Below are 18,628 nucleotides of genomic sequence, written 5' to 3'. Positions count from 1 at the left end.
CTAAGGTGCTCACGTCGTTGTCATAAACGCGTGATGGGTGCGCACGCCCCTTCCAGCCATTCACGGACCTCGGCGCCCAGAAGCGGACCGAGTTCGTTCAGGACCCGCTCATGATAGGCGTCGAGCCAGGCGATCTCCGCCGTGTCGAGGAGATCGGTCAGGATCGGGCGGGTGTCGATGGGCGCGAGCGTGAGCGTTTCGAAGCGCAGCATCGGCCGTTCTGACGGGCGCTCGTCCTCGCGCACAAGTTCAAGGTTCTCGATGCGGATGCCGAACGCGCCCTCGCGATAATAGCCCGGCTCGTTCGAGAGGATCATGCCCGGCTCCAGCGCGGTGTGCCCGAGCTTCGAAATCCGCTGCGGGCCCTCATGCACCGACAGATAAGATCCCACGCCATGGCCGGTGCCGTGGTCGAAATCGCAGCCCGCATCCCACAAGGCGCGGCGGGCCAAGGGGTCGAGCTGTGCGCCGCTGGCGCCCTTCGGGAAACGGGCGGTCGCAATGGCGATATGGCCTTTCAGAACGCGTGTGTAGCGATCCTTCATGTCGGCCGAGAGCGTGCCAACCGCGATGGTGCGGGTGATGTCTGTGGTGCCATCGCGATATTGCGCCCCGGAATCGATGAGGAAGAGACCGTCTTCCACCCGGCGATTGCTGGCGCGCGTTACCCTGTAATGCGGCAGGGCGGCGTTCGGTCCGGCCGCCGAAATGGTGGGAAATGACACGTCCCGGAGCTGGCCGCTTTCGCGACGGAACGTTTCCAACGCCTGGGCCGCCAGGATCTCGTCGACCTTTCCCGTCGGCGCCTCGCGGTCGAACCAGGCCAAAAAACGCACCATCGCCAACCCGTCGCGGTGGTGCGCCTCCCGCGTGCCGGCGATTTCGGCTGCGTTCTTCACCGCCTTCATCTTCTGGATCGGGTCGGTGGCGCGCTTGATAATGGCGCCGGCCTCGCGCAGGCCCGCGTGAAGTCGCTCGGCTGTGGCGGAGGCGTCGATCATGACAATTCGGCCGGCGGTGCCGAGGCGCGCCAGCTCCGTCTCCAGGTTTTCCGGCTCACTGATCTCGGCCAGATCGGCCAGTTCGTCGCGCAGCAGATTGCTCAGCTTGCGGGCCTCGACCAGCAGGACGGGGCGGTCATGGGCGTGGATTACGGCCCAAGCGAGGGGCAGGGGGGTGTGGCTGACATCGCCGCCACGGATGTTGAACAGCCAGGCGATGGCGTGCGGGTCGGTCAGCAGCAGGCTGTCGGCCCCCGCCTTTTCAATCTCGCTCTGGACGCGGGCAATCTTGCTCGCGGCACTCTCGCCGGCGAAACGCTCGTCGTGCCCTAAGATCTGCGCGGACGGTGCAGGTGGGCGCGAGGTCCAGATGGCGTCAATCGGGTTGTCATCGAGCGCGAGCAACTCGATCCCGGTCGCTCGGAAACGCTCGATCGCCTCTGCGGTGTGCAGCCAGGAATCGAAGCCGATGCGCAACCCATGGGCATTCTCTTTCAGCCAATCGCTCGGAGAGGTCCGTGCCAGCTCGACCGGTTCGATGACAAGGGTGTCGATCTGCTCACGCGCCTGCACGGTGTAGCGGCCGTCGACGAACAAAGCCGCGCGCTCGCGCAGCACGACGGCGAAACCCGCAGAGCCTGTGAAACCTGTCAGCCAGGCCAGCCGCTCCTCGGAGGGCGGCACGTATTCATTCTGATGTGCGTCGGCCCGGGGAACGAGGAAGCCCTGCACGCCGCGCCGTTCAAGCTCGGCGCGCAATGCCGCGATGCGGGCTGCGCAATGCGCAGGTCCACCGTGATCTTCAAAGTCCTGGAATCGGCTTTCAAACATGGATCCAGCTTAGAACCCCAGCTGAATAACGCCTAGCGCCAGCTCCATCTTGATGAACAAGGTCTTATCGGCGCGTCAGCAGCGCAGAGGAGCTGCCATGCAAAATCTGCCGATGTGCGCCGACCGGCCATGCCATATGGTTCTCAGCGCTGGTATACCAAATACCAAATAACAAATACCGCAAGGATCAAGAACAATGGCCACCACGACTTACGCCTCTGGCGCCCTCGTTTCCCGTCCCAGCCTTGTCGAAGCTTTTTTCGGCTGGCTCAACCGCTTCAGCGTTCCCAGTGAAAACGGCAGCGTTGATTACACTTCCGCCTATTTCTCGCTTCGTGGTCTCTGATCGCGCGGTTTGAGTCCTGACGGCTCGCGGCTCAGGCCGCGAGCGTCAATGTCACCCAATTGTTCAGGACGGTGCGGCGAACCACGATCAGTCCCTGCAGACGATAGGCAGCGCGCACGGCGCGCTCCTGATGTGTGAGAAGCCCAGACAGGATGACATGTCCGCCGGGCATCACCGCCCGCGCAATAGACGGGGCGAGGGCCACAAGCGGGCCTGCGAGAATATTCGCAAAGATCAGATCGAACGGTGCAGCCGTCTGGATGGCAGGGTCCTGCATGCCGTTGGCATGCACCACGCGCACGCTGGTGCCGGTGCGGTTCAGCGCGGCGTTCTCGCGCGCGATCAGAACCGAGGTCGCATCAATGTCGCTGGCCAGAACCGGCAGGTGCAGCGCCTTTGCTGCGGCAATGCCGAGCACGCCCGTGCCCGTGCCGAGATCAAGCACGCGCCGCGGTCGATGTCCCTTCAGAAGGTGATCGAAGGCCAGAAGGCAACCGCGCGTCGTGCCGTGATGCCCCGTGCCGAACGCCAAAGCGGCCTCGACCTGAATGCCTACGGCATTTTGGGGCACGCGGCCACGATCGTGTCCGCCGTGCACGAAGAAGCGTCCCGCCAATACCGGGTCGAGCCCGGCCAGCGATTGCGCCACCCAGTCGGCGTCCTGAATGGTCTCAGCCGTCACGTCATACGACGCGATAGCCTCCCCGAGTACGCGGCGAACCTCGTCCTCCAGCGCGTCCGGGGTGATGTTCGGCCCGCCGAACAGATCCACCCGCCAGACCGGATCGTCGGGCGCGGTTTCCGACACCACGATGGAAAGATCGTCCAGCGTCAGCATCTCCTCGGCGAGAAGCGCCACGTGCTCGGCTTCCTGCTGCGGCGCAAAAATTCGGACGACGGCGGTGGGCATGGATGTGTTCCTGAAAGGGATGCGCGATGCATAGCGTCACCGCGTGGCAAATCACAGCGCCAGTTTGCGCGGCTTCTCACAGCTGAAGAAACTTGCTCAGACCCGTTTTACGAAGCTGTCGATGACGCGCTTCTGGCCTGCCTTGTCGAAGAGCACTGCGAGCTTATTGCCCTCCACGCCGGTCACGTCGCCATAGCCGAACTTCTCATGGAAGACGCGTTCGCCGATCGTGAATGTCGAGGCGCTGGAATCGGATGTGGCGACAAGCTCACCCTCGATCACAGTGGGGCCGCCACGGCGTGACATACCGCTGCCGAAACCACCGCGCCGGGGCTCGGCAAAACCCGGATTGGCGTCGCGCCGGGCCTGCGCTCGCTGCCAGCCGGGCGTGTTGTAGCTCGAGCCGAACGTTTCTACCTTATCGAACCGGCTTGCCCCGAACCCGCGATTGGAGAAGGCGGCCGGTGCCTCCGTCACCTCGACATGCGCTTCCGGCAGGTCGTCGAGGAAACGTGACGGGATGGAGGATTGCCACATGCCGTGGATGCGGCGGTTGGACGCGAAATAGATCTTGGCCCGCTTCTTGGCGCGGGTGATACCGACATAGGCCAGCCGGCGCTCCTCTTCGAGCCCGGCACGGCCGTTCTCGTCCAGCGATCGCTGGTGCGGAAACAGTCCTTCCTCCCAGCCGGGCAGAAACACCACATCGTATTCCAGCCCCTTGGCGGCGTGCAGCGTCATCAGGGTCACGGCTTCATCGGTGTTCGCGCCTTCGGTGTCCATCACCAGCGAGACGTGTTCGAGGAAGCCCTGCAGGTTCTCAAAGCCGTCCATGGAGCGAATGAGCTCCTTCAGGTTTTCGAGACGCCCGGCCGCTTCCGGCGAACGATCCTGCCGCCACATCTCGGTGTAACCCGACTCGTCCAGCACCATCTCGGCGAGGTCGGTGTGCTTCATCGTCTCGGCGGCGCGGCTCCAGCGCGCGAAGCAGCCGGTCAGGTCGCGCAGGGTCTGGCGTGGCTTCGGCTTCAGATCCTCGGAATCGGCCGCCATGCGCGCGGCTTCCATAAGGGGCACATTGGCCGAACGGGCGATGAGGTTCAGGCTTTGAACCGTGGCATCGCCCAGCCCGCGCTTCGGGGTGTTGATGATGCGCTCGAAAGCTAGGCCGTCGAAAGGCGAGTTCACGCAGCGCAGATAGGCAAGCGCATCGCGGATCTCGGCGCGTTCGTAGAAACGCGGACCGCCGATGACGCGGTAATTCAGGCCCAAGGTGACGAAGCGATCCTCGAATTCGCGCATCTGGAACGAAGCCCGCACCAGAATGGCGATATTATCGAGGCTGTGGCCCTTTCTCTGCAGGCTCTCGATCTCGTCGCCGATCGCGCGCGCTTCCTCGCCCGAATCCCAGGAGCCGGTCACCGTGACGCGTTCGCCTTCCTCTCCCTGAGGGCGCAGCGTCTTGCCAAGACGTCCCTGATTGTGGGCGATGAGATGGGAAGCGGCGCCGAGGATGTGCGCGTCGGAGCGGTAATTGCGCTCCAGCCGGATGACCTTTGCGCCCGGAAAGTCCTTTTCGAAGCGCAGGATGTTGTCCACCTCCGCGCCGCGCCAGCCATAGATCGACTGGTCGTCGTCGCCCACGCAGCACAGATTGTGCGAGCCCTGCGCCAGAAGCCGCAGCCACAGATATTGCGCGACGTTGGTGTCCTGGTACTCGTCCACCAGCAGGAACCGGAAGCGCTGGTGATAGAGCGTCAGGATGTCCGGATTCTCGCGAAAGATGCGGATCGGCTCGAGCAGAAGGTCCCCGAAATCGGTGGCGTTCAGGACCTTCAGGCGGGCCTGATAAATCTCGTAGAGCGCCTTTCCCTTGCCGTTGGCAAAGGACGCGCCTTCGCCTGGCGGCACTTCGGAGGGGCCGAGCCCGCGGTTCTTCCAGCCGTCGATCGCCCAGGCGAGCGATCGGGCGGGCCAGCGCTTGTCGTCGATGTTCTCGGCCTGAAGGATCTGCTTGATCAGGCGAATCTGGTCATCGGTGTCGAGAATGGTGAAGCTGGATTTCAGTCCCGCCAGCTCGGCATGGCGGCGCAGGATGCGGGTGCCGATCGAGTGGAACGTGCCGAGCCACGGCATGCCCTCCGCCACATCGCCCACCAGCGTGGCAACGCGGTTCTTCATCTCGCGCGCGGCCTTATTGGTGAAGGTCACGGCCAGAATCTGCGAAGGGTGGGCGCGCCGCGTCGCCAATATGTGGGCGATGCGCGTGGTCAGCACGCGGGTCTTACCTGTGCCCGCGCCGGCCAGCACCAATAGCGGGCCATCCAGCGTCTGCACCGCCTCGCATTGTTCGGGATTCAAGCCGGAGAGGTAATCGGCCTCGGCCGCCGCACCACGGCCGGATGCCGCCAGCGCACGCGCCGCAATCCCGCCCGCGCGCGGGGCGAGAAGCTCATCATCGTCGAAGAAAGGTACTGGGTTTTGTCCGGCCAAATCGCTCAATCCTGCGGGCGGAACGCGCCATCCGAAGCGATTCGTTCCCGGGAACAAAATGGCACCTCGTTCGGGTGATTGCGAGGGGCGGGGACAAATCCAGGTCAGGCCCGTGCGAACTCCGGCAGATCGTGCTTCTCCGGCGGGTGAATGGCGCGATAGCGCGCTTGCACCAGTCCGAACATGCCGAATGCCGCGAGACCGATGGCGACCAGGCCGAGCAGGGCCCATCCGTAAGGCTGGACCTGAAGCTCCTTCAGAGCGCCGCCGAGGCCGTGGGCGGCGGAGGAATCATATGTGACTGCGGCGACGATGAGGAAGCCGCCGATGATGAGGAAGGTTACGCCCCGCGCCGCATAGCCGATGCGGCCCACGCTCCTGATCCAGCCGGCATGGTTTTCCGGGCAGTCGAGCCGCTTGAGGAACGCCGCCTTCGCCGCCGCGACGAACATCACGCCGCCGCCGACAATGGTGCCGGCGCCGATCGCGCCCAACATCCAGCGTCCGAACGGCTGCTGCATGAGGAAGCTCGTCCAGTCGCGCACGCTGCCATCTTCGCCCGAGGCGGTCGCGGTGCCGATCAGGAGCCCGATGGCGGAGAGCGCGAGGCCGGTGTTGACGATAGCGCTGAACACATGGGCCGCGCGCACCACGATGCCCTTTGGCCCGGTTCCGTGGTCGTCGGCATCGAAGCCGGCCTCGATGATGCGCCAGGCGGCAAACGCCAGCAGCCCGAGCGCCACAAGGGCGAGGATGACGCTGCCGAACGGCTGCAGCAGCACTTCCTGAAGCGCGCCCTTCGAGCCGGTGGCTCGTCCGCCGGAGCCGATCGCGGCGAGAAGCGCCAGGGCTCCGACGACGATGTAGACCGCGCCTCGCGCCGCAAAGCCGAAGCGTGCCATTCTTTCGATGGTCGTGCGTGCCAATGCCATTGCAAAATCCCCGTCAGGCAAGGCAACGTTCCTGGAAGGAATTGGATGCATCCGGATCGCCAATCGGGGTGTCCGCATCCGCAGGTGCTCGCCATGACTCCTCAGGCTCTTACCGCATCCTTCTCCGCCGGTTTTGTGTACGGAATCTCGCCGGGGCCTGCGGTGCTGGCGCTGTTCACGCTGACCGCGATCTCCGGTCGTGCCCATGGCGCGCGCTTCATCACGGCGCACATGCTTGGAGACACGCTGTGGTGCGCGCTGGCCATTTTCGCCATCGTTGGCGTCAGCCAGCTCGGGCACACGCTTTTCGATGCGCTGGGAATCGTTTGCGGCCTTTACCTCATCTGGCTCGGCATCAAGGCGCTGCGTGATCCGGGCGAGGGGCCGTCGCACGCCGTGGGCGCGCGAAATCCTGTGCGCACCGGACTGATCTTCGGCCTCACCAACCCCAAGGCCTATCCAGTGGCGGTTGCCATGTTCACGGCGCTGACCGCGCCCTTTGCCTCGGCGCTGACCTGGAGCGATGCACCGGGGTTCATGGCCGCCGCCATGGTGGGCTTCGTCATCGCCTATGGCATCCTGTTGTGGATGGCCGGCCTCTCGCCCATCCGCCGCGTGGTGGAGCGGCATCACCGCATCATCACCCGCGTCACGGGCGCGCTATTCGTGGCCTTCGGCGGAAAATCCATCCTCGACGCCGTACAATCCCTGCGTATGCGGTAAAAGTCGCCGCCGGCGTCGCTTTCCTTTTGCCTTGCCGTCATAGTAATCGCGGCTGCCTCCTGCCGGAGGCGATGAACGTTGCCGGGGCTTTGGTGATTTGAACGCGACCTTGACCGGATTGGGCCTCGCCCTTGTGGCCGCTCTGATCGCGGCCCTGATCGGACCTTTCTTCATCGACTGGAGCGATTACCGAACCGAGTTCGAGCAGCAGGCGGGCCGCATCACCGGCGTGCCGGTACGCGTCACGGGCGATGTCGATGCCCGCCTCCTGCCGAGCCCGCGCGTGCGGTTCGGCGGTGTGCGCATCGGGGCGGATGGCGAACAAAGCGCCCTCCAGGCAGGCGAGTTGACGCTCGATCTGGCCCTCACGCCGCTTCTCAGCGGCCAATACCGCGTGACCAAGCTTACGATTGGCGGCGCCGAGCTCACGGCGAGCATCGGCCAGAACGGTGAGATCCGGCTGCCCATCGGCCGAAGCGCGGTAACCGCGGATCTCGGCCGCATCGCCATCGAGGACATCGCGGTCAACGACGCCCGGATCCTGCTGCATGACGAGGCGTCCGATCGCACATTCCATTTCGACGGCGTCAATCTGTCCGGCCAGGCGAGTGCCCTGTCGGGACCGTTCAAGCTCAATGCCTCCGGCCGCGGTGAAGGCGTGCCGTTCGATCTGCGCGTTTCCACCGGCTCCTTCGCGAGCGGAACGGGGCGCACCAATCTGGCCCTGCGCGCGGAGGGCAAACCCTCGCTCGATGTGGATGGCAATCTGCGGCTTCAGGATGGCCGGCCGGTTCTATCGGGCAAGGCGGATATCACGGCCGCCGCCGCGCAGAACCAGCCCGCGCCCTGGCGCATTGGCAGCGAGATCGAAGCCGAGCCTCACCGCATCGCGATGAAGACGCTGGATCTGCTCTACGGCGCGGAGGGGCAGGGCCTGCGACTGAACGGGCAGGGCGACATCGCTTTGGGCGCGCAGCCGCGCGCAAACCTCGCTCTCAAGGCGAGGCAATTCGATCTCGACCGGGCGCTCGCCCGCCCGGCGGATGCGCCGACTCTCACACCGGCCGAGGCCGTGCAGGCCTATCTGGACGATCTTCCGGCTCTGTCCGGCATGCCATTCGCTATCCAGGGGTCGGTCGATATCGGCTCTCTTGTTCTCGGGAGCGATGTGATCACCGGCCTGCGGGCGGATCTGGCTTCGACCGCGCAGGGATGGGAGGTGCGTTCGTTCGATGCCCAGCTTCCCGGCGGAGGCGCGGTGTTCACCAAGGGCGCGTTGACCGTCAACGAATGGTCGCCGCCGGCCTATGAGGGGCAGGCGCGTCTCACCGTTTCAAACCTCCCCAGCCTTCTGCGCTGGGCCGGGGGTGGCACGGCCGATCAGGCGCGTCCCGATATCGGCGTGCGCACGCTCAACCTGTCCGGAGACGTGCAGGTTCGACCGGGGGCCTCCGCCGTCCATGGCATGAAGCTTGGTCTCGACAATACGGAGATACAGGGCCGGGTCACGTGGCGGCAGGAGGACGACGCGCCGCTGCGCCTCGAAGCCGATCTGCGGGCGGACGAACTGGACCTCGATGCGCTCGATATCAAGCGGCTTCTGGCCTGGCTCGACAAGACCGGGGGCGGGACGCCTGAATTCCAGATCGCGCTTCGCGCCGAGCATCTGGTTTATGCGAAGGTTCCCGGTCGCGGCATCGACGCCGATCTGACCATCGACCGCGAGGCGGCGGATATCCGGCGTTTAATTATCGCCGATCTGGGTGGTTCGAGGCTGGAGGCCGAGGGCCGCCTGCCGATCGCGGAAGGCGGGCACGGTGCCAAGCTGAATGCGAAGATTGCCGCGCAATCGCTCGACGGCGCCGTTCAGGTGCTGCGCAGCCTTCCGGTGCCGCCGGCCCTCGTTACGGCGCTGTCCCGGCGAGGGGAGGCTCTCGCGCCCCTGAATCTCACGGCCGCTCTGTCTTCGGACGATACTGGCCGGTATGCCTTGCGGCTTTCGGGCATCGTCGGCGGCACCGATCTCGATATCGACGCCACCAGCAAGGGGCTGGCCTGGGCGCAGCTTCAATCGGCGCGACTGGCGGCGATGTCCGGCGATGGCGCACGTCTTCTGCAGCAGATGGGTCTTCCTCTCGTCAACCCTGAGCCCCAGGGTGATTCACGGGCCGAGCTGTCACTCAGTCAGGACGGTGCGCGCGGCCTCGCCGTGGAAGGCACGCTGTTGGCGGCGGGCAGCCGCATCGATCTTCGTGGTCGGACCGACGAGGAATTCCTGCTGCGTGGCCATGCCGAGGTGAATGCCGAGGATGCGTCCCGCTTCGCAATCCTCCTGGGGCGTGTTGCGCCGGGCGTCCTGCCGGTGCTTCCCGTGAGCCTTACCGGGGATGTGACGTGGAAGGACGAGACCGTCTCGGCGTCGCTGATCACCGGCTTCGTCGGAGGGCGCGCCAGTTCGGGGCGGCTGGAATACAATCCGAAATCAGGCATCGCAGGCGATGTCGATCTGACCTCGGTCAGCCTGCTGGAACTGGTGGGCGCAGCCGTCGGTCCGCTCGCCTTGAGCGAGAACGACGAAACCGGCTGGCCGTCCGGACCGATCGGGCAGGGATTGTTCGACGGGCTTCAGGGGCGCATCGGCATCCGCACAGGCGCGTTCGAACTCGCTCCGGGCTACATCGCCGGCAAAGCGGGCATGAACCTCGTTTTGTCGCCGAACGAGTTCGCGCTTCAGGACGTCTCGGCCGTTCTGGCGGGCGGGGCCGTTACCGGCAGTGTTATCGTTCGCAAGGCAGGCAAAGAGGCATCCGTTTCCGGCCGCGTGGCGTTGGCCGGCGGTTCGCTGGCCGACCTCGTGACGAAATCCGAGGGCCAACCCGTCGCCGTGGGGCGGCTCGATGTCATGGCAGATGCGGTGGGCAGTGGGGCCAGCCTTTCCGCCATGGCTCAGGGCCTGACGGGCAGCGGCACCTTCCAGATTCGCAATGCGCGTCTGCGCGGGCTCGATGCGGGTGCGTTCTCGCGTGTGATGCGCAGCCTCGAGGAAAAGGCGGTAACGCCGGACGAGCTTGACGTGATGCGCCGTTTCACCGCCGAACTCGCGGCCGGCGATCTGCCGGTCGAGGATGTCACCAGCGCCTTCACCATGGCGTCGGGAACGATGCGGATCTCGAACGCGGCCGTTCAGTCGGAAGCGGCGTCCGCCAGTGCTTCCGCCGATATCGATCTGGCGCGCGATGTGCTCGCGGCCAGCATCACGCTGCGTCCTTCCGGCATGGACGCCGTTGCCGGCGCGGCCGCTCCGCAAGTCGCCCTCCGCTTCGACGGGTCGATCCGCGCGCCCGCCCGCAGCATCGACACCACCGCCTTCACAAGCTTCCTGACCGTGCGTGCACTCGACCGGGAGATGAAGCGCGTGCAGCAGATGGAGCACGATCAGCGTGAGCGCACCCGGCGCGCGGAGGAGGCGGCGCGCCTGAAGGCCATCAACGAGAGCACGGGAACCGTTCCGCTGGGCGAATTGCCGCCGCCGGTTCAGATGCAGAGGCCACAGCCGAGACCGCAGCCGGCACCGCAGCAGCCGGCGCCCCAGCCGCGCCGTCAGTTTTCGCCGTTCGACGTGTTCCGTGGCGGAAGTCCGCAACCGGCGCGATAATGGTGCAGCACACGTAGCCGTATCGCGGAGGAAAGGTTGTTCGGGCCGCGCGCGGCATCGATTTCCGCCACCAGTGCCCGCAGCGTCTTGCCATCGGCTTCGGCGATTTCGCGAAGCCCTGCCCAGAATTCGTCTTCGAGCGTGATGCTGGTGCGATGCCCCGCGATGGCGATGGAGCGCTTCAGCACGCCGCTCACGAAGGGTCGGGCTCCCGGCGGTGCCCATCCAGAAGCCGCGCCGCGTTCTCGGCCCGCGCCTTTTCGGCGTCCTTGTCGGATTTGGTGCGCCCGAACACGACGCGGTTCGCTGCCGCCTTCACATTTTTCTCGGCCCGGGCGCGCTGTTTGCGGGCTTTGTTGAGATTGATGAGATCGGCCATGCTCTCAGCCTCCGGAAAGGGCGATTTCGCCCTGTCGGCTCGTGATGTCCGGTTCAGCCCGGCGAGATCATCTTCTCCGGCCGTACCACCTCGTCGAACTCCGCGTCCGTCAGATAGCCGCCGCCAACGGCCTCCTCACGCAAAGTCGTGCCGTTCTTGTGGGCCGTCTTGGCGATCTTGGCGCAGGCGTCGTAGCCGAGCTTGCCGTTCAGCGCCGTCACCAGCATCAGTGAATTGTTGAGCCCGCGCTCGATGTTGTCGATGCGCGGCTCGATGCCTACCACGCAATTGTCGGTGAAGCTTACCGCAGCGTCGGCCATCAGCCGCACCGATTGCAGGAAATTGTAGGCCATCACCGGGTTGAAGACGTTCAGCTCGAAATGGCCCTGGCTGCCCGCGAAGGTGAGGGCGGCGTGGTTGCCGAACACCTGTACGCAAACCTGCGTCAGGGCCTCGCACTGGGTCGGATTTACCTTGCCCGGCATGATGGAAGAGCCTGGCTCATTCTCGGGAAGAGCGAGCTCGCCCAGGCCCGAACGGGGGCCGGAACCGAGAAAACGGATGTCGTTGGCGATCTTGAACAGCGAGGCCGCAACCGTGTTGATCGCGCCATGCGAGAACACCATGGCGTCGTGCGCGGCCAGAGCCTCGAACTTGTTCGGCGCCGTCTTGAAGGGCAGTCCGGTGATGTGGGCGATCTTGTCGGCCACGGCTTCGGCGAAGCCGACCGGCGCATTCAGGCCGGTGCCGACGGCCGTGCCGCCCTGCGCCAGCTCCATCAGCTTGGTCAGCGTCTGCTCGATGCGCGCGATGCCGTTCTCGACCTGTGCCGTGTAACCGGAAAATTCCTGGCCCAGCGTCAGCGGGGTGGCGTCCTGGGTGTGCGTGCGGCCGATCTTGATGATCGACTTCCACGCCTCTGCCTTGTCGTTCAGCGCGTTGCGCAGCGTCTGCAGCGCCGGGATCAGTCGGTGGACGATCTCCTCCGCGCAGGCCACGTGCATCGCCGTCGGATAGGTGTCGTTCGACGACTGGCTCATATTGACGTGGTCGTTGGGATGGACCGGCTTCTTCGAGCCCATCTCGCCGCCAAGGATCTCGATGGCGCGGTTCGAGATCACCTCGTTGGCGTTCATGTTGGATTGCGTGCCGGAGCCGGTCTGCCAGACGACGAGCGGGAAATGCGCGTCGAGCTTGCCTTCGATCACTTCCTGCGCGGCCTGCACCACGGCCTTGCCGATAGCGGGGTCGAGCCGGCCGAGGTCCATGTTGGCTTCGGCTGCGGCGCGCTTGACGATGCCGAGCGCACGCACCACGGGAAGCGGCTGTTTCTCCCAGCCGATCTTGAAATTGCCCAGCGAACGTTGCGCCTGCGCGCCCCAATAGCGATCGGCCTCGACCTCGATCGGGCCGAACGTGTCCGTTTCGGTGCGTGTGCGGGTCATCGGCTCGCCCCCCTCCGGCGAGATGGGCAGGGCCCCGTTATTTCTTGCGGAATTTATCGAGACTGACGATCTCGGCGCCGTTTTCCGGCGATGCGGCAGGCTTGCTGTCCGCAGCGTCATCATCCTTATGGGCGGCGGCCTCGCCACCTGCGCCGGCCGCGGCCAATTGGCGTGCCTCCAGGGATACGGGCTGTGCGCCTGGGCCGGCCGCTACGTCCGCATCCGGCTTCTCATCGGATTCCGGCGGTGTGATCGGCTCGAATTTCAGGCCGAACTTCACGGACGGATCGAAGAAGCCGCTGATCGAATCGAAGGGTATGTAGAGCATCTCCGGCACGTTCGAGAAGGACAGGCCGATCTCGAAAGCATGTTCGGTGACCTGAAGGTCCCAGAACTGGTGCTGGATGACGACGGTCATCTCCTCCGGATATCTCTCACGCAGGCGCGGAGACATCCGCACGCCGGGAAATTCCGTGTTGAAGGAAATGTAGAAATGATGCTCGCCCGGCAGGCCGGTGCGGGCCACATCCTCCAGGACCCGGCGAACCACGCCGCGCAGGGCCTCCTGCGCCAGCAGATCGTATCGAATGAGGTCGGTGCTCATGGCCTCGCTGCGACCGGATCGGGATGTGGAATGCCTCGGCAAGACCGAAGCAGGGAAAAGAAGTGGAGGCTTCTGTTGCCAGGTGCCTCCGAACCCCGCCTGAGGAACGCTAATCCCCCAGGGCTTTAAAATCGGTCACCAGCACTGCATTACGCAGCGAGAGCGGCCGGAGCGTAGTTGTTGTCATTGGCAACTATGCAACAGCCCGATAACGGCGGAACAATACCGAGCGAAAGAACAGCCTTTACACCCTCGTCGATCCTGTTTCGCCCCCGCCGCAAACCGTGACGACGCGGTTTCTGGTGGAGGCGCCGGGTACTGCCCCCGGGTCCGAATGGCTTATTTTGAAGCTCGTTTATCGCTATAGCCGACCGAAGCCGGCAACCAAGATATAGGCATGGTTCGCTGCTTTGAAAAGCGGCCTCATGCGCAAACCTGAAAGAGTGGAGCGGGCCGAAGCCCGCCCCACTCCTGATCAGCGGCGTCCGCGCAGGCGATCGACGGCCACGACGCGGCCGCTGCGGCTGTCAATGCGCACTTCGAGATCGCCGGGGCCACGGCGGTTCGATCCGACCACGACCCAATCGCCACGGCGGCGATCGACGCGGAAGACGCGGCCGACACCGTTGCGGCGGGCGATATCCTCGGCCTCGCGGGCGCTGACGTCGCGGCGGTCACGGCGATCGCGACGGTCGTAATCGCGACGGTCGTCCGGACGGACGCGCACGCCATCGGGGCCAACGATAACGGTCTGCGCGCCTGCGGGCGACACGGCGGCCGACGTGGCAACGAAACCCAGGCCCAGGCTGGCCGCCAAAACGGCTCCGACAATCATCTGACGCATGATATTTCTCCTAAATGCCCCCAGGCAGAACATTCCAATGGAATAGAACGTGTGAACCGAAGCTGAACAAGCAAGACGTGTTTCGTTCAGGCGGGGATAACCGGCAGGGGGCCTCAAAGTTTCATGATGTGCCGGATATAGGTTGCCGCAGGCAGGAGACCCGCAAGATGAAGGCCTATCTCGATCTGGTCGATCGTGTGCTCCGGGAAGGTGTCCGCAAGGACGACCGCACCGGTACAGGCACCTTGTCGGTGTTCGGCCATCAGATGAGGTTCGATCTTTCGGAAGGCTTTCCGCTCGTCACCACCAAGAAGGTGCACATCAAGTCCATCGTCCACGAGCTCCTGTGGTTTCTGGCGGGCGATACGAATGCCCGCACGCTGCAGGCGAACGGCGTGTCGATCTGGAACGAATGGGCGGCGGCTGACGGCGATCTCGGCCCGGTCTACGGCAAGCAATGGCGCTCCTGGGCCACGCCCGATGGCGATACGATCGACCAGATCGCCCAGCTTCTGGAGCAGATCCGCACCAATCCCGATTCGCGCCGGCTGATCGTCAGTGCCTGGAACCCGGCAGACTTGCCGAAAATGGCGCTCGCGCCCTGCCATTGCCTGTTCCAGTTCCACGTGGCGCAGGGCCGCCTGTCGTGCCAGCTCTACCAGCGATCTGCTGACGTCTTTCTCGGCGTGCCGTTCAACATCGCATCTTATGCGCTCCTGACGCACATGATCGCGCAGGTGACCGGGCTGGAGCCCGGCGACTTCGTCCATTCGTTCGGCGACGCGCATCTGTATCTGAACCATCTGGATCAGGCGCGCGAGCAGCTGTCGCGCTCACCGCGTCCGCTGCCGCAGCTCAGGCTCAATCCCGACGTGCGCTCGCTGTTCGACTTCACCTTCGACGACATCGCCGTGGAGGGCTACGATCCCCATCCGGCGATCCGTGCGCCCATCGCGGTCTAGAGGACGTCTCCCGATGAGTCTGATCATTCGTTCCGCGCGGCCCGGAGAGGCCGGGCTCGTGTTGCAGCTCGTCCGGGAGTTGGCCGATTACGAAAAGCTCCTGCACGAGGTCGTGGCTACGGAATCGATGATGGACGAGGCCCTGTTCGGCCCGTCGCCACGGGCATTCTGCGATATTGCGGAATGGGACGGTGCGCCCGTAGGTCTCGCTCTGTGGTTCTACAATTTTTCGACCTTTGAGGGCCGCAGCGGGATCTATCTCGAAGATTTGTTCGTTCGTCCGGACATGAGGGGTAAGGGCATCGGCAAGTCTTTGCTGTCGCGTCTGGCGCAGCGCTGCCGGGATGAAAACCTGGCGCGGCTTGAATGGTCGGTGCTCGATTGGAATGCGCCTTCGATCGATTTCTATCGCTCGCAAGGCGCCGAACTCATGGACGGATGGACCACGTGCCGCGTCTCGGGAGAGGCGCTGGCAAGGCTTGGGGAGCAGGCAGCATGAAGGAACCGGTGATCGTTCTCGTCGCCGCCATGGCGAAGAACCGCGTGATCGGGAACGAGGGCAAGATGCCGTGGCATGTCCCGAGCGACCTCAAGCGCTTTCGGGCTGTGACATGGGGCAAGCCCATGATCATGGGCCGCAAGACATGGGAATCCATCGGTCGGGCGCTGCCTGGACGGGAATCGGTCGTCGTCACGTCGGTGCAGGATTACGCCGCGGAGGGCGCGCATGTGGTGCATTCGCTGGAAGCCGGGCTCGAACGCGCCCGACAGCTTGCTGTGGAATTGCGGGCCGATGAGATCGCGGTCGTCGGCGGCGGCGAGATCTTTGCCCAGATGCTGGATTCCGCGCAGCGCATCCATCTGACCGAGATCGATTGCTTGCCGGAAGGCGATGCCTTCTTCCCCGATCTCGACCCCGGCCAGTGGGTCGAGGAAAGCCGTGCACCCCACGATGCGGGCCACAACGACGAATGCAGTTTCGCCTTCGTCGAATATGTGCCGAAGGCCGCTTCAGACGTTACCTGAAGGCGAGCCACGAAGCCGTCTTGCCGCCCAACGTATTTGTTCGGGTTGATCGTGGGCCTTCCGCCAGCCTAAAAGCTTCGCCATATGTGTCTGAAGCAAGTGCCCTCGCAACCATCGGCGGGGCGAGGGGAAGGATCCTAATGCCCTGGAGCAATCAGAGCGGCGGCGGTGGCGGCGGCCCGTGGCGGCCGAACCCCGGACCGTGGGGAAATGGCCCGCAAAATCAGGGGCCTCGCCCGCCGGATCTCGATGATCTACTGCGGCGCAGCCAGGACCGTCTGAAGCGCATGGTGCCCGGCGGGGCCTTCGGCGGCGGCATCGGCATCCTGCTCATTCTTCTCGTCGCGCTCATCATCTGGGGCTTGTCGGGCTTCTTCACCGTCAGCCCGAGCGAGCAGGGCGTCGTCCTGCGCTTCGGCAAGCATGTGCGCACCACGGGCGAAGGCCTGCACTATCACCTGCCATATCCGATCGAGTCGGTGATCACGCCCAACGTCACGGAAAACCGCCGCCTCGAAATCGGCCTTCGGCTCGAGGCGCCCGCGTCCCGGAGTACGATCGGCGTGCGTGAGGTTCCGCAGGAGAGCCTGATGCTGACCGGCGACGAGAACATCGTCGACGTGAACTTCACCGTGGTGTGGCAGATCAAGCCCGGCAATCCCGAGACCGACACACCCGGCGGCGCCGCCGAATACCTGTTCAACATCCAGAGCCCGGAAGCGACCATCCAGGCCATCGCCGAGAGCGCGATGCGCGAAGTTATCGGCCGTTCCGATCTCCAGCCGGTTCTGACCCAGGGCCGTCAGGGCGTGGAACGTGCGGTGTATGATCTGATGCAGCGCACCCTCGACAGCTATCAGGCCGGCATTCTGGTCATCCAGGTGCAGATGCAGAAGGTCGATCCGCCGGATCAGGTCATCGATTCATTCCGCGACGTTCAGGCGGCTCGCGCCGACCAGGAGCGTCTGCAGAACGAGGCGCAGGCCTACGCCAATCGCGTCGTGCCGGAAGCGCGTGGTGAAGCCTCGCGCGTCATCCAGAACGCAGAGGGCTATCGCGAGCGTGTGATCAATGAAGCGCGCGGTGCCGCCGACCGCTTCAATTCGATCTACAACGAATACGCCAAGGCTCCGGAAGTAACGCGCGAGCGCATGTTCCTCGAAACCATGGAGCGCGTGTTCGCCGGCACCGACAAGATCATTCTCGATCAGTCCGGCAACGGGCAGGGCGTCGTGCCTTATCTGCCGCTCGACCAGCTCAACAACCAGCGTTCCAACACGTCGGGCCCCTCTGCCGCCGTGCAGGCCGGGCCGCGCATCACCAATTCGGGAGCCACGCGATGAGAGGCATTGCCAGCGGAGCGGTGCTGATCCTCCTCGCCGCCGCGGTGTTCATCGGAATCAGTTCCGTGTTCACCGTCGATCAGACCCAGCAGGCGCTCGTTCTTCGCTTCGGCGAAGCCATCAAGGTGGTTCGCGAGCCGGGCATCAACTTCAAGGCGCCGTTCGTGGACAGCGTCGTGCGGGTGGACAAGCGCATTCTTGCGCTCGACCTCCCGGCCGAGGAAGTCATCGCCTCCGACCAGAAGCGTATCCGCGTCGACGCGTTCGCGCGTTACCGCATCGAGAATCCGCTGCGCTTCTACCAGACGCTCGGCTCCGTCGAGCGGGCCAACAGCCAGCTTGCCACCTTCGTCAATTCGGGCCTCCGTCGTGTGCTCGGCGAGAGCACGTTCCAGCAGGTCGTGCGCGACCAGCGCGAGCAGCTGATGAACCGGATCCGCGATCAGGTGAACACGCAGGCCACGGGCCTCGGCATCCAGGTCGTCGATGTGCGCATCCGTCGTGCGGATCTGCCCGAGCAGAACAGCCAGGCGGTTTACCAGCGCATGCAGACCGAGCGTCAGCGCGAAGCTGCCGAGATCCGCGCCGAGGGCGCCGAGGCCGCCCAGCGCATCCGCTCTCGCGCGGATCGCGACGTGGTCGTCGTGCTCGCCGAGGCGAACCGCGAGGCTGAGCGTACCCGAGGTGAGGGCGATGGGCAGCGGAACGCCATCTTCGCTCAGGCCTATGGTCAGGATCGCGATTTCTTCGCATTCTATCGTTCGATGCAGGCCTATGAGGCCGGGCTGTCATCCAATGACACCCGCTTCGTGCTCAGCCCGGATTCGGAATTCTTTCGCTATTTCCGTCTTCCGACGGGCGGTGCGGGGGCTGCGGGACCGGCCGGCACCTCGACGACACCTGCGCCGGGGGCGGCTTCGCCGGTGCAATGAGCGACTTTCTGGTCGCAATCGGGCTCGTTCTTGTGATCGAGGGCCTTGTATCGGCCGCTTTCCCGATTGCGACCGTTCGTGCCATGCTCGCGGCCGCTCAATTGCGTCCGTCACAATTGCGCGCGATGGGTCTGTTATCGGCCGTCATGGGCATTTGTCTGGTCTGGCTGATCCGCGGCTGACGGCATAAGCTGCCATCGAT

Annotated in this window: 18 protein-coding genes and 1 other RNA gene; 9 read left to right on the top strand and 10 right to left on the bottom strand. The window is 64.8% G+C overall.

Annotation, left to right across the window (positions count from 1 at the left end):
* Positions 1-20 precede the first annotated feature (20 nt).
* Positions 21-1,832: an aminopeptidase P family protein gene (locus ACQ6S1_RS03695; RefSeq protein WP_445039792.1), complete on the bottom strand. Its 1,812-nt coding sequence runs from the start codon at positions 1,830-1,832 to the stop codon at positions 21-23.
* 196 nt (positions 1,833-2,028) lie between these two features.
* Here ACQ6S1_RS03695 and ACQ6S1_RS03690 point away from each other — a divergent pair, with 196 nt between their 5' ends.
* The gene (locus ACQ6S1_RS03690) at positions 2,029-2,178 is read left to right on the top strand and encodes a hypothetical protein (protein ID WP_445039791.1); all 150 of its coding nucleotides are present in this window, start codon (positions 2,029-2,031) and stop codon (positions 2,176-2,178) included.
* Positions 2,179-2,209: 31 nt separating this feature from the next.
* Here ACQ6S1_RS03690 and ACQ6S1_RS03685 read toward each other — a convergent pair whose 3' ends face one another.
* The 3 genes from ACQ6S1_RS03685 to ACQ6S1_RS03675 form a co-directional block, all read right to left on the bottom strand.
* Positions 2,210-3,088, bottom strand: coding sequence for a 50S ribosomal protein L11 methyltransferase (locus tag ACQ6S1_RS03685; protein WP_445039790.1), 879 nt, complete (start codon positions 3,086-3,088; stop codon positions 2,210-2,212).
* Positions 3,089-3,184: 96 nt separating this feature from the next.
* Positions 3,185-5,581: an ATP-dependent helicase gene (locus ACQ6S1_RS03680; RefSeq protein WP_445039789.1), complete on the bottom strand. Its 2,397-nt coding sequence runs from the start codon at positions 5,579-5,581 to the stop codon at positions 3,185-3,187.
* 104 nt (positions 5,582-5,685) lie between these two features.
* Positions 5,686-6,513, bottom strand: coding sequence for a DUF1206 domain-containing protein (locus ACQ6S1_RS03675; RefSeq protein WP_445039788.1), 828 nt, complete (start codon positions 6,511-6,513; stop codon positions 5,686-5,688).
* 93 nt (positions 6,514-6,606) lie between these two features.
* Here ACQ6S1_RS03675 and ACQ6S1_RS03670 point away from each other — a divergent pair, with 93 nt between their 5' ends.
* Both ACQ6S1_RS03670 and ACQ6S1_RS03665 read left to right on the top strand, forming a co-directional pair.
* Positions 6,607-7,236, top strand: a complete 630-nt coding sequence (locus ACQ6S1_RS03670) for a LysE family translocator (protein ID WP_445039787.1) — start codon at positions 6,607-6,609, stop codon at positions 7,234-7,236.
* A gap of 97 nt (positions 7,237-7,333) precedes the next feature.
* Positions 7,334-10,891 (top strand): AsmA family protein, encoded by a 3,558-nt coding sequence (locus ACQ6S1_RS03665; protein WP_445039786.1) that lies wholly within the window; start codon positions 7,334-7,336, stop codon positions 10,889-10,891.
* Here ACQ6S1_RS03665 and ACQ6S1_RS03660 read toward each other — a convergent pair.
* The 6 genes from ACQ6S1_RS03660 to ACQ6S1_RS03635 form a co-directional block, all read right to left on the bottom strand.
* On the bottom strand, positions 10,837-11,088 hold the full coding sequence (locus tag ACQ6S1_RS03660) for a ribbon-helix-helix domain-containing protein (protein WP_445039785.1): 252 nt from the start codon (positions 11,086-11,088) through the stop codon (positions 10,837-10,839). The genes ACQ6S1_RS03665 and ACQ6S1_RS03660 overlap by 55 nt on opposite strands.
* Positions 11,085-11,270 carry a DUF4169 family protein gene (locus ACQ6S1_RS03655; RefSeq protein WP_445039784.1) on the bottom strand — a complete coding sequence of 62 codons (186 nt, stop codon included), beginning with the start codon at positions 11,268-11,270 and terminating at the stop codon, positions 11,085-11,087. Before ACQ6S1_RS03655 ends, ACQ6S1_RS03660 begins: the two co-directional genes overlap by 4 nt.
* Before the next feature lie 53 nt (positions 11,271-11,323).
* Positions 11,324-12,715, bottom strand: coding sequence for a class II fumarate hydratase (gene fumC, locus ACQ6S1_RS03650; RefSeq protein ID WP_445039783.1), 1,392 nt, complete (start codon positions 12,713-12,715; stop codon positions 11,324-11,326).
* Between the two features lie 37 nt (positions 12,716-12,752).
* Entirely contained in the window at positions 12,753-13,319 is a 567-nt protein-coding gene (locus tag ACQ6S1_RS03645; protein ID WP_445039782.1) for an SspB family protein, read from the bottom strand.
* Between the two features lie 61 nt (positions 13,320-13,380).
* Positions 13,381-13,740, bottom strand: a transfer-messenger RNA (tmRNA) gene (gene ssrA, locus ACQ6S1_RS03640).
* Between the two features lie 54 nt (positions 13,741-13,794).
* Positions 13,795-14,163 (bottom strand): PepSY domain-containing protein, encoded by a 369-nt coding sequence (locus ACQ6S1_RS03635; RefSeq protein WP_445039781.1) that lies wholly within the window; start codon positions 14,161-14,163, stop codon positions 13,795-13,797.
* Between the two features lie 167 nt (positions 14,164-14,330).
* Here ACQ6S1_RS03635 and ACQ6S1_RS03630 point away from each other — a divergent pair, with 167 nt between their 5' ends.
* The 6 genes from ACQ6S1_RS03630 to ACQ6S1_RS03605 all read left to right on the top strand — a co-directional run bounded on the left by ACQ6S1_RS03630 (position 14,331) and on the right by ACQ6S1_RS03605 (position 18,608).
* The gene (locus tag ACQ6S1_RS03630) at positions 14,331-15,125 is read left to right on the top strand and encodes a thymidylate synthase (protein ID WP_445039780.1); all 795 of its coding nucleotides are present in this window, start codon (positions 14,331-14,333) and stop codon (positions 15,123-15,125) included.
* Positions 15,126-15,138: 13 nt separating this feature from the next.
* Positions 15,139-15,624, top strand: coding sequence for a GNAT family N-acetyltransferase (locus ACQ6S1_RS03625; protein WP_445039779.1), 486 nt, complete (start codon positions 15,139-15,141; stop codon positions 15,622-15,624).
* A complete protein-coding gene (locus tag ACQ6S1_RS03620; protein ID WP_445039778.1) occupies positions 15,621-16,151 on the top strand; it encodes a dihydrofolate reductase in 531 nt (176 codons plus the stop codon). Before ACQ6S1_RS03625 ends, ACQ6S1_RS03620 begins: the two co-directional genes overlap by 4 nt.
* A 140-nt stretch (positions 16,152-16,291) precedes the next feature.
* Positions 16,292-17,494 (top strand): FtsH protease activity modulator HflK, encoded by a 1,203-nt coding sequence (gene hflK, locus ACQ6S1_RS03615; RefSeq protein ID WP_445039777.1) that lies wholly within the window; start codon positions 16,292-16,294, stop codon positions 17,492-17,494.
* Positions 17,491-18,426, top strand: a complete 936-nt coding sequence (gene hflC, locus ACQ6S1_RS03610; protein WP_445039776.1) for a protease modulator HflC — start codon at positions 17,491-17,493, stop codon at positions 18,424-18,426. Before hflK ends, hflC begins: the two co-directional genes overlap by 4 nt.
* Positions 18,423-18,608: a DUF2065 domain-containing protein gene (locus tag ACQ6S1_RS03605; protein WP_445039775.1), complete on the top strand. Its 186-nt coding sequence runs from the start codon at positions 18,423-18,425 to the stop codon at positions 18,606-18,608. Before hflC ends, ACQ6S1_RS03605 begins: the two co-directional genes overlap by 4 nt.
* Positions 18,609-18,628: the final 20 nt, after the last annotated feature.

The organism is Terrihabitans aquatilis (genome assembly GCF_052542005.1).
This window is presented reverse-complemented; position numbering and strand designations above follow the sequence as displayed.